The organism is Phormidesmis sp. 146-20 (assembly GCF_052939475.1).
This window is the reverse complement of the sequence record NZ_JBJPHT010000039.1, coordinates 1-10,670: the sequence shown is the minus strand read 5'-3', so window position 1 is coordinate 10,670 and position 10,670 is coordinate 1. Positions and strand designations below refer to the sequence as shown.

Sequence of the window (10,670 nt, the reverse complement as noted above, 5' to 3'; positions counted from 1 at the left end):
GGCTTCAACTGATATCGTTACTTCACAGTGACGCTTTGCGCTAATCACCCCCTACTATTGAGAAAACCACTCTAAAAGCCCCAAAGCCAAATCAAACATTGCTTGCGTATTCTGTCGCCCCTTTTCTTTCTGCTGCTCTTGATGGATTAGGTTGATTTGCGATCGTACATAATTGATTTGCGATCGCAGAGCATCGTTCTGATTCGTGAGTCGATTTACTTGATCCTTCGCTTTTATCAATAGGACAAACATCACGATTACTACAACCACCATCAACCCAGAAATGTAGATTAATCCATTCTCGGAAAGTCTAAGAGACGTAATGAACCACTGAAATGCACTGCCTAACCACGGAAGAGATAGATTTACAAACTCGATGAAAGTTTCCATTGTGTTAGTTCCCTCGTTTGAAAAGTATGCCCGCAAGAAATCGGTTCATAGAACTCATAACTTGAATCCATTGATTGCTTCTTATTTCTGAAGTGCAACGGGTTTTGTTCTAATTCCATATCTCTAAATTTTGTTAGTTCTACGCAATCAAATCGATATTTTCTGAGTTGCGTAATTCTTTTAATTGCATCTGATAGGTAACAGCACTCAGGACAAGAACCCTTCGTCTTTTCACTGGCAAGTGTCAAACGTCGAATGCTCAATCAGCACCTCCTCGACCGATTTATTTGCAACTTAGACCTAGACCCAAATCAAATTAAATCCCATTCCAACTACTCAAGCCTCTGCACTTACGGCGTTATTGCTGCTTGATTCTGTCCGAACCATTGAGGTAAGTTACTGCGTGTTTTGCTTTGCTCTAAATATTGTGATTTCTGAATCAAGAGTTGCTTTTCAAGGGTGACAGAATTTAGAATCTCAAATAGAAAAAGCGAGGCAGCGATCGCACTCAGTCTTACTCAAGGAGCAATTCGATGAAACCACAGCAGTTAACTTTGGCATTGGTGTCCGGTGCAATCATTTGTTTCGTAGGAGTCTCTAGTCTTTCAGTTGGCTCAGTTGCGATCGCTCAGCCTCCTAGCTCTGCAAGTACTCCGTCTAATGAAGCAGATCGACTCTTCAAGCAAGGAACAGAGCAATCCCAACGAGGGCAGTCACAAGAGGCATTAAAAACTTTTCAACGTGCTTTAGCAATTGTTCGAGAGATGAAAGATCGATCTAGAGAAGCGCAGATTCTGTACGCGATCGGGAATACCCACTTTGCACTTCAGCAATATTCTGAAGCTGTGGAAGCCTATCAACAGGCGCTACCACTATTTAGGGATCAGAGAAATCTCTTGGCTCGTGATCCAAACGTTTCATGGATTGACGTTTCAATTGCACAGATTCATTCTCAGATTGGGCAAATTTACAGTCTTATAGGGGAGTATGCAAAGTCTCAAACATCTTTTGACCAAGCGTTAGCACTTTTTCAAAGTGTTCTAGAACAAGCGAAAGCAAGTCAGGACATGAAGAGGCTGATTCGTCAAAACATGCTTGTCTCCTATGGCACTCTGAGCATAAGCTTTCTGACGCAGAAGCAGTATGAACCTGCCCTCAAGTATCAGCAGAGCGCATTAGAAACCGCTAGACAGCTTAAAGACTCAAAACAAGAACAAGCTTCACTGGAATTGATTGTAACTATCTATGCTCTTCAAGGTAATGCTTATCAACAGCAACAGAAATATGAAAGTGCATTAGAGAGTTTTCAAAAAGGCTTGAAAATTGCTGAAGCAAATAATTTTCAACGCTGGCAGGGAATGACACTCCTCGCAATTGGGCAAATTTATGTTTCCAGACAAGACTTCACTCAGGGATTGAAATACCAAAATCAAGCGCTGGCGGTCGCCCAACAGAACAAAAATCGTTCAGTGCAAATCCAGGTGTTATTCGGTCGAGGCGCAATTTACCGGAAACTATCGCGGTACCCAGAAGCACTGGCAGATTTCCAACAGGCTCATGATTTGCTAAAAACCACAGGCGATTCGCTTGGAGCAGCTTCTATGCTGGTACCAATGGGTGAGATTTATGCGGTTCAGAACCAATCTGAACAGTCGCTCAATGCTTGGCAACAAGCTGAGAAATCGCTTGAGAACAATCCATTTGCACAGTTCGCGAATGGAATTAATGCTAATAATGTAGAGCAGGTTTGTCAGCTTGCCCAGCAAGTTGGAGCAACTGAAGGACTATTTTCACTAGCAGATAACTGTGCTAGCGCTTATGCATTGGGCACAGAAGCCCTGAAACGACCCTTTGTGCTTGAAGGACTGAACTCTGTACTGAAGGATCTAAACCGCAGTCTTCTAACATTGAAAGGAGCAATTCTACACTCGAAGGGTCAACTTTATCTGAAGCAAGCCAATTATCAACAAGCTTCAGTCTATTATCAAAAGGCACTTCCGATTCTGCGTCAGGTTGGTTCTCCAATTCAAGGTGCAACACTAGGCGATATTGGCATTACTTATTTACTACAAGGGCAGTATGACCAAGCACTGAATTTTACTAAACATGCAGTAGAGGTGAGCCGATCATTTAAGCATCGGATTAATGAGGAAGATGCGCTTGCTTACCTGGCGATCGCGGCTTGGGCACAGGGCAATACTGCTCTAGCACTAGAGACCTTCAAGCAGAAAGCGATCGTAGAAAACGAAGGACTCAGCAATAATTTGATCATCGGATCAGAAGAGCAAAAGCGGTCATTTCTGGATGGCAAGACAAGATCTATTGATTTGACCGTTGCTTTCCATCTGCAAAGCGCTCCTAAAAACTCAGAGGCGGCACGATTAGCAATCAATACTGTTTTACAGCGCAAAGGGCGAATTTTGGATGCAGCGTCCAATGATTTGCAACGGCTTCGTCGCAATCTAAAGCCTGAGGATCAGAAATTGCTCAATGATCTAAATATCGCTCGTGTAGCATATGTGAATTTGTTCTACGACCAATCGAAGACGCTCACTGAGAGCGATTTTAAAACTCAAGCGACAACTTTAAAGTCGAGAATTGATTCTCTAGAAAATGCACTGGCACAGCGAAGTGCAGAGTTTCGGACTCAGATCCAACCTGTCGCCCTTGAAGGAATCCAGGCGATGATTCCAGCCAATGCTGCTTTGGTAGAGTTTGTCCGCTACAGCCCATTCAATCTAAAAGCGAATCGTTTATCTGAAGTATGGAAAGCCTCCCGCTATGCAGCCGCAATTATGACGCGACAGGGAAATCCACAATGGATTGATTTGGGTGAGGCGAAATCCATCGAGCAAACAATCGAGCAATTCCGCGATCGTCTTCAAGACCCTTCCAACAGCGAAAACCGATCCCGCGATCAACTCGCTCGTGTTCTCGATCGACAAGTCATGCAGCCGATTCGGAAATATCTCGGCAACACAAAGCACATTCTAATATCTCCAGATGGAGCACTCAATCTCATTCCTTTTGAAGCACTCAAGGACGAACAGAATCAATACCTGATTGAGCGGTATGCTTTCTCTTACCTCACCAGTGGACGAGATTTGATTCGATTTGCCGCTGCACCTCCGAGTCGTCAAGCTCCAGTTGTGTTTTCAGAGGTGGATTACGATCGCGCCAATCAAGTTGCCGTAAAACCTGATAGCACTTATCGATCGATTGATTTAGCCTCTGAAAAATTTGCTCCACTTGAAACCGCAGCCGAAACGCAACAAATCAAAAAGGCTTTTCCTAATGCGATCGTATTTCGCCAACAAGACGCAACAAAAACAGCGCTTCAACAAATTCAAGCGCCGCTGATTCTGCATCTGGCGACGCACGGCTTCTTTCTCCCTGCACAACGCAAAGACGAACAGGAACCCATTTCCTTCCGAAATAATCCCTTACTGCGATCGGGACTCATCTTGGCAGGCTTTAATCAGCACAACTCATCTGCCAACCGGACAGACAAGAGCGTTCTGACCGCTCTAGAAGCGACAGGGCTTGACCTCTATGGCACCCAATTAGTGGTTCTTTCTGCTTGCGAGACGGGACTTGGCGATCCCTCGATCGGTGAGGGAATTTATGGTTTGCGGAGAGCGTTAGTGATTGCTGGATCACAAAGTCAAGTTCTCAGCCTTTGGAAAGTGAGAGACGATGCGACAGGGATTCTCATGCAACAGTTTTACGATAATTTGAAGGCAGGAAAGGGCAGACATGAAGCGCTTCGCGATGCTCAACTCCAACTCCTACGGAGTCCGAATTACCAAAATCCTCATTACTGGGCGGCTTTCGTGCCATCTGGAAATTGGACAGCATTACCCACAAAATAATGCAAATTACTTCAGTAGGGGCTGTTCAGCAAGCGCTCCTAAATCAGCGGATTGTAATAACTCTACCCATGCTTGCTTTAACTGGGCATCGTCTGGTTTCTGTAACCGTTGTTCTGCCAAGTTGGTTACAGCATCATACCAAACATCGATATCGCCATTATTTGCCTGAGTTCCACTTGGCAAGTTCACTCGTGTCACCCATCCATCGACGTACAAACGATCCGGCGTGGATGATCCACAAAACACTCTCGCTTTCAGCGTCCAGCGATAGTTTTGATTCACTTGCAATGCAGTTTGGCTGGTTGGAATTCTCACGGCAATTACCCCAGGTTTCTGCGGCACTGAAATCGCAGTTCGATAAATATCTTCTTCCTGCTGATTCTGCATGGAGAACTCTAGCTTTGTGGTTGAATCAGTGTAGGGGATGAAAAACCAGAACGTTGGATGCTCTAACGTTGTTTTTCCCCAAACACTCTCTTCAGCAATCTGGTTCGTTCCTTTCTGAGTAAAATGTGGAGCAAAGGCGATGAGCTTACGATTTGCTTCACCAGACGTGCCGCAACTTCGAGAAATACTAGCCGTTCGATTTCCTGGAACGCCGCGTGAACGGGGTGCGGTTGGTTGTTTTCTTCTTTGTTGAGCGATCGCGGTTTCATGCTGCACCAATGCAAGCGGCACAGCAGCACCAAAACTCATGATCACGCCTAAAACAATCGGGAAAGACCGAAATGAAAATCGCATCTGTCACCTCGTATTTATGGGTTAGCTCTTCTGGGAGCTAGAACTAAAGGCTCTGAATGAGCAGAGCGCAACTTTGTTTCTCCAATCAGGTAAATTTTCACACAAGTTCCAGCAACAACCAAGCCCAGAACCGAAGGAACGATCGGAAACCAGTAGCCTATGGTCAGCAACCAAACTGAACCACTCCAAACGAGAACGATCGCACTTCCTGCGAGTCCAAGCAAAATCCAGCGATTCCGAATTTTCCAAAGCAATAAAGCACCTGTTGCTGAGAAAAGCAGAACAATCAAACTATCAGCCCAAAAAGGCAATGCCCAAATCAAATGACGATTCTCAAGTCCTGCACTGATTAACTGGCTCGTCATTTGAGCTTGCAGAAACACCCCTGAAATACACTGCGCGTCAAATTCAACGTCACAGCGATCGCTGTTTCCTGGTTGATAAGGAGTTTTGGCTATATCCCCATAAGTTTTATCGGTTGTCCCAATCAGAATCAGCTTGTCTTTGACCCGTTGCTTTAATTTTTCAGCCGGCATGTCTAGCACTTCCTTGAGCGAAAGCGATGGAATTGCATCGATCACCGAATTATTGAATCGGTAGTTCAATAAAATCTGATAACCACGATCGTCAAATTGCTGAAATCCTCCAGTATGCTTGGTCAAGAATGAATACTGGTTCTTACCCAGTTGCAACGCAGTGCTAGTAATTTCTAACTTAATGCCTTTTGAGTCAAGGTATTGATTTGCCAGGATAAAGCTTAATGCGAAAGGTGTATTACATAGAGCTTCGGGTCGAGCCTCGATCGATAGCAAATGGCGGCGCAGGGTGCGATCGTCATCCGCGATCGTATCTCCAAATCCAAAAAGTGTAGAGTCATCGGGTGGCTTACTTTCCGGCTCATTCTTGGCTCCTTCGGTTTTGCAGACTGCCACTAGGTTGCCAGATTTTAAGTGACCTCGAATTGAGGTGTATTTGGGGTCAATGCGATGATCCAGATAGTTATCGATGCCAATAATGTTCGGCTGATGCTGTTGTAATTTCTGAAGCAGCAAATTGAGAGACGCATCAGAAAGAGAGCTAGATTGAGCCTGTTCCCGTTGCCGCTTGGTATCTTCTGGAGTCACTTTGATGACTAACAGCTTTGAATCGATCGATTCGCTGGGTCGCGATCGTAACGTCTGATCAAATACGCTAAGTTCAAGCGGTTGTAGGAGTCCTAGAAACCGAGTGGCTGCGATCGCAAGTGTTGTCAGACAAGTGGCTAAAATTGCCGTCTTGAGATGTCGCTTCTTCTTGCCTGAATCAGACGGTAACTGCTTCCAGAGGAACGGTTGAGCCATTAGATGTTGATAGATTGTAGGAAGCCAAGTTGCACAAGGAAAATCTCCCTCTATTCCCTGAAGTCGTTCTCGTGCTTTCCGAACAGACTGATAAAAAGAATGACCACTAGAATATAACTCTAGAAATGCTTTGAGAAATTCCTGTGCGACGAGATCGGGAACAGGTTCGCGCATCACAATGACCTGCGGAATCTTCAAATCAGAGAGTGATCGCGCCAATCCCAGCCCATCACAAGAATTGAAAATGGCAATCTTTAAGCCGTTGGAGATCGCATTTTTAAGTCCATATTTAAGCTCTTTGATCGTTAAGCTATCGGTTTGATTAATGAATATCTTGCCAGTTTCACCCGCACTTGAACTATGACCCGCAAAAAATAGAATGTCCCATTCCTGTTTCCATAATTGCTCATTCAGTTCCTGACGTTGCGGTTCAACCAGAAACTTAACGACCACATTCGGTAGCTCTTTCAAGATTGCGCGATCTTTCTGTACATTGATGCCTTGACTATTTCCCAGAATTGCTAGAATTCTGACGCTGGATTGTGGGTTCGTTGACGCTAGAGGCGGCTCATAGTTTGGGGAACTCAGAACGACTTCCGTCTGCTCGTACCGTTCAAAAACATCGCTGAGATGCCACGGTAATCGCTGAAGTTGAATGTCCTCAATTTGCATCACAAATCGCACATCTTCGTCCGCTCCAACTGTCGCGAATAATTTCTCCCGAATTGGATGGAATGCGTCAGATTTCAGCCAGCGATCGAAGCAAGTTTGGAACTGTTGCGCTGCACGTTGACACTCAGAAGCCAAGGATGTAAACGAAACATTCGTAACCTGTCCAGCTTCAGGCTCTAATCGGTGACGCAAATTGAGCATTTGATAGCGGTGCTGCCAATCCTCATACGCCTGCAAAATCTTTGCAGCAGACGGAAGCGTTCCCGCGACAGCAACTTCACGCTGAAACAACCTTGGAACATTCGTTGAGGCATATTCTTGAGAAACTTCTAAATCGACAATATAGCCTTGTTCGATCCCAACCGATCGAATTTTGAGCGTGACTAATTTACTCATCGTTGGCTCCTGTTAAATCAGAAATTGCTCTGTGATTTGTGCTTCTCCTAGCATTACAGCCACACGAAACGATTCTCCAGACCTGCCTGAAAACTGTAATTGAATCAAATTATCTTGCTGTCTCGATTGTGCCTCTAGGAAAGTTTCGCCAGCGTCATCGAGTACAACTAATCGGAGGTTTGGCGGCAAGTAAACTTGTTCTATCGTGCGGACTTGTAATCGAATCCGAGTGCGGTTCTCGCTTACATCTGGCGTTAACTCTACAATTAATCCAACGGGCGTACGATCGAGTTGCAACCCCAAATCAATCAGTTTTGCCTGTCGAATGGTCTCGGTTCTGAATGCAAGTTCTGGCGACCCAAATAAAGACTCAACCGTTTGCCATCCTGTTTCGATGATGCCTTGCAGCCATTCATCCAATCGAATCGTGGGCAATATTGCTGGAGCTTCCATTAAATTGTGGAGGTGATCAATCAAATCGGCTAGCGATCGCAGTTGATTCACAGTCACAACCGTCGCCGCCCGCTCGATGAAGCCAAGAATTTTAGCTTCTCGTTCTTCAAGATGAATTTGTACAGGAACATAGCCAATGCGATCGTGCCATGCTTCTGCTGGAATCTGGCAATCTGTCTCTGGATATTTCACCGGACGACATTCAAGTTTGCCTGCCCCAACGATTTCCAAGTCCGCAACATCCGAACACAATTGAATACTTGGATTCCAACTCTCGCTACTTTCTCGCGCTGTTTGAAATCCTATTCGCTGCATATAATCATGCACAGCGCAAACCGCTAGTGTATTCAATACTACTTGCTTGCGCTTTTGAGCCGTAGCCTGCTGGCTGGCAAATCGATGGGCATATTGCCTCGCCTCAGTGGTAATTGGCACAATCACTGCCAATTCTTCAGATGGGTTCATAGTTTCTGTCATCGTGTTTCATCCTCGTCAAGAACATATCCCTCAGATTCACAGAAGTTACGCACAATCGGCACACACTTTCGTTGATACAGAGAACTCAAGGTCTGAATCGATTTCACTCCAACTTCTTGTGCGATATCTTGCCAACTCATTTCTGGAGGAAGTCTGCGGAGGATCAGACACTGGCAATTCGCGATCGGATGATCTTTAATATGAATGCTTTGTAACGATCCATCTTGATCGGTTGCTGCCCAAAGCCTGACTTTTTCCAGAATTGGGGGCACATCTGGAGGAGCAGGCTGCAAATCAACCATATCGAGCAGTTCCTGATCGATTTTCGATTGAACCGTAGAAACAAAATTTCGATTGGCAGCTTGACGCTCTAAGTCTAAATCCCGTAGCCGCCACTTTAGGCAGCTATTGAGCCAAACAACCACAGAAGCCCGATCGGGATCATATTTCTCGCAGACGTTCCGGCAGAAATACAGCCAGGTTTGCTGTAGTGCGTCCTCGTATCCCGGAGTCGAACTTCGCCAAAGCCGTCCTTGAGCTAAGCGAAAAATTTGATCCAAAGCTTTTTGTCGCTCGCGACTGCGATCCGGGTAGCGACAGCCCTGCTCTACAAGTTCACGAAGCCGTTGAGCCAGTTCCTGCATACCTCTCCTCCAAGGGAAAACAGTAACCTAGCTGTAGCATTGTGTTCTTAATTTTGCAACTCAGAATGAAACCGCTGGATTCCCGTATACTCACCTCAGCGCAGCAGCCTCGTTACTGAAACTGAGATATAAACCTGCGAAAAGGGTGCAGATGATTGGGAAAGTAATCGATGAGCTATCAAGCCAAATTAAACGGTAGAGAGAAGGTCGCATTCTAATCTATCTTCTTCGCTCTGCAAGAAAAGCGGCAAAAAAAGCGGCAAAAAAAACTCAATAAAAGCTCATAAGCTAGAATAGAAAGGCATAGTAAGATTTTTATAATCGGCACTTTATGGCGGAGACAGCGACTCCCTACCGGAAATATGACCCAAGCCTTCTCGAACCTGTCTATCCGCAGCGATCGCGACGCTTGGAAGACTTAGCAATCTCACTTGCCGCAAAATCAGGTCAATTGACTCAAGGACTGCATCCGATTGTCTTGGGATCGCTAGGCGAATTAGTGCGATCGATGAACTGTTATTACAGCAACCTGATCGAAGGACATCGCACTCGCCCAATCGACATCGAACGTGCCCTAGCACAGGACTTTTCCAGCGATTTAGAACAGCGTAACTTACAACTCGAAGCCAAAGCGCACATTGAAGTTCAAACACTCCTCGATCTTGATCCGACTTGGCAAACGCTAGATGTCGTCAGCCCAGAATTCATCCAACGATTGCATCACGAGTTTTATCAACGCCTGCCGGAAGCCTTCTGGCAGCTTGGCGAGGTGTCTGTTCAACCTGGAGCATGGCGCTCGGCGAATGTCCAAATAGGTCGCCACGTTCCGCCACCACCGGAAACCTTGACCCGATTTCTCGATCGTTTTGCCCAAGTTTACCAACCAGAGCGGCTCTCGAAGGTCGATCAAATTCTGGCTGCTGCCGCTGCTCATCATCGATTTGTCTGGATTCACCCCTTTCTAGACGGCAATGGACGAGTCGTGCGGCTATTTTCCCATGCTTATTTTCAGCGCATCAGGATTGGCAGTGGTTTGTGGTCAGTCTCACGAGGGTTAGCGCGACAAATGCAGGAGTATCGATCTCGCCTAGCCCAAGCTGACCAGCAACGACGAAATGATTATGACGGACGCGGCAATCTCAGCATGGCAGGGTTAGTTGGGTTTTGTGAATTCTTTCTGGAAACTTGCATCGACCAGATCGATTTTATGACAAGGATTTTGGAGCCGACTCAACTGTTGAATCGGATTGAGGCTTATGTTGCGATCGCAGTGCAGCAACGATTGCTGTTACCCGGAAGTTACCTATTACTGAAAGCAGCCTTCTTGGAAGGAGAAGTCGCACGAGGGCAGGCAGCAGCGATTACAGGATATCAGGAAAGACAAGCGCGATCAGTACTCAAACGTTTACTTGAGCAGGGCTTGCTGATTTCAGATTCTCCGAAAGGAGCCGTTCGATTAGGATTTCCGACACTCGTCGCAGAGCAATGGCTTCCCCGCTTATGGGCAGATTAGGTCACTAGATAAATGTACTAGCGGCAACTTCGACATAATCCTGATTCAAGATCAGTTGTGTTGGCAAGGCAGCAGTAGCAGAGATGAAGCCGATCAGTATGCCCTTCTAGAATTTCTCCAGGGATTGTAAAATAAATTGTGTCAAAGGTCAGAAGTTGAGATCTAATGAACT

7 protein-coding genes are annotated in these 10,670 nt (G+C 45.8%); 2 read left to right on the top strand and 5 right to left on the bottom strand.

The genetic code is table 11. The features are described 5' to 3' along the window. Window positions 1-54: 54 nt before the first annotated feature. A complete protein-coding gene (locus ACKFKH_RS23855; protein WP_446860863.1) occupies window positions 55-390 on the bottom strand; it encodes a hypothetical protein in 336 nt (111 codons plus the stop codon). 533 nt (window positions 391-923) lie between these two features. Here ACKFKH_RS23855 and ACKFKH_RS23850 point away from each other — a divergent pair. Further along, window positions 924-4,262 (top strand): CHAT domain-containing protein, encoded by a 3,339-nt coding sequence (locus tag ACKFKH_RS23850; RefSeq protein WP_446860862.1) that lies wholly within the window; start codon window positions 924-926, stop codon window positions 4,260-4,262. Between the two features lie 6 nt (window positions 4,263-4,268). Here ACKFKH_RS23850 and ACKFKH_RS23845 read toward each other — a convergent pair whose 3' ends face one another. Genes ACKFKH_RS23845 through ACKFKH_RS23830 form a run of 4 tightly spaced genes read right to left on the bottom strand, consistent with a single transcriptional unit; the run spans window position 4,269 to window position 8,985 of the window. After that, entirely contained in the window at window positions 4,269-5,003 is a 735-nt protein-coding gene (locus ACKFKH_RS23845) for a DUF928 domain-containing protein (RefSeq protein WP_446860861.1), read from the bottom strand. A 14-nt stretch (window positions 5,004-5,017) separates the two neighbouring features. Next, the gene (locus tag ACKFKH_RS23840; protein WP_446860860.1) at window positions 5,018-7,411 is read right to left on the bottom strand and encodes a CHASE2 domain-containing protein; all 2,394 of its coding nucleotides are present in this window, start codon (window positions 7,409-7,411) and stop codon (window positions 5,018-5,020) included. A gap of 12 nt (window positions 7,412-7,423) precedes the next feature. Continuing rightward, window positions 7,424-8,341, bottom strand: coding sequence for a DUF1822 family protein (locus tag ACKFKH_RS23835; RefSeq protein WP_446860859.1), 918 nt, complete (start codon window positions 8,339-8,341; stop codon window positions 7,424-7,426). Further along, window positions 8,338-8,985, bottom strand: a complete 648-nt coding sequence (locus ACKFKH_RS23830; RefSeq protein WP_446860858.1) for a sigma-70 family RNA polymerase sigma factor — start codon at window positions 8,983-8,985, stop codon at window positions 8,338-8,340. Before ACKFKH_RS23830 ends, ACKFKH_RS23835 begins: the two co-directional genes overlap by 4 nt. Before the next feature lie 331 nt (window positions 8,986-9,316). Between ACKFKH_RS23830 and ACKFKH_RS23825 the strand changes: the two genes are divergently transcribed. After that, window positions 9,317-10,498 carry a Fic family protein gene (locus tag ACKFKH_RS23825; protein WP_446860857.1) on the top strand — a complete coding sequence of 394 codons (1,182 nt, stop codon included), beginning with the start codon at window positions 9,317-9,319 and terminating at the stop codon, window positions 10,496-10,498. Window positions 10,499-10,670: the final 172 nt, after the last annotated feature.

What these genes read in the sequence shown, in the direction of transcription:
- ACKFKH_RS23855 (WP_446860863.1), bottom strand. Translation starts at nt 390, where the DNA reads ATGGAAACTTTCATCGAGTTTGTAAATCTATCTCTTCCGTGGTTAGGC.
- ACKFKH_RS23850 (WP_446860862.1), top strand. Translation starts at nt 924, where the DNA reads ATGAAACCACAGCAGTTAACTTTGGCATTGGTGTCCGGTGCAATCATT.
- ACKFKH_RS23845 (WP_446860861.1), bottom strand. Translation starts at nt 5,003, where the DNA reads ATGCGATTTTCATTTCGGTCTTTCCCGATTGTTTTAGGCGTGATCATG.
- ACKFKH_RS23840 (WP_446860860.1), bottom strand. Translation starts at nt 7,411, where the DNA reads ATGAGTAAATTAGTCACGCTCAAAATTCGATCGGTTGGGATCGAACAA.
- ACKFKH_RS23835 (WP_446860859.1), bottom strand. Translation starts at nt 8,341, where the DNA reads ATGACAGAAACTATGAACCCATCTGAAGAATTGGCAGTGATTGTGCCA.
- ACKFKH_RS23830 (WP_446860858.1), bottom strand. Translation starts at nt 8,985, where the DNA reads ATGCAGGAACTGGCTCAACGGCTTCGTGAACTTGTAGAGCAGGGCTGT.
- ACKFKH_RS23825 (WP_446860857.1), top strand. Translation starts at nt 9,317, where the DNA reads ATGGCGGAGACAGCGACTCCCTACCGGAAATATGACCCAAGCCTTCTC.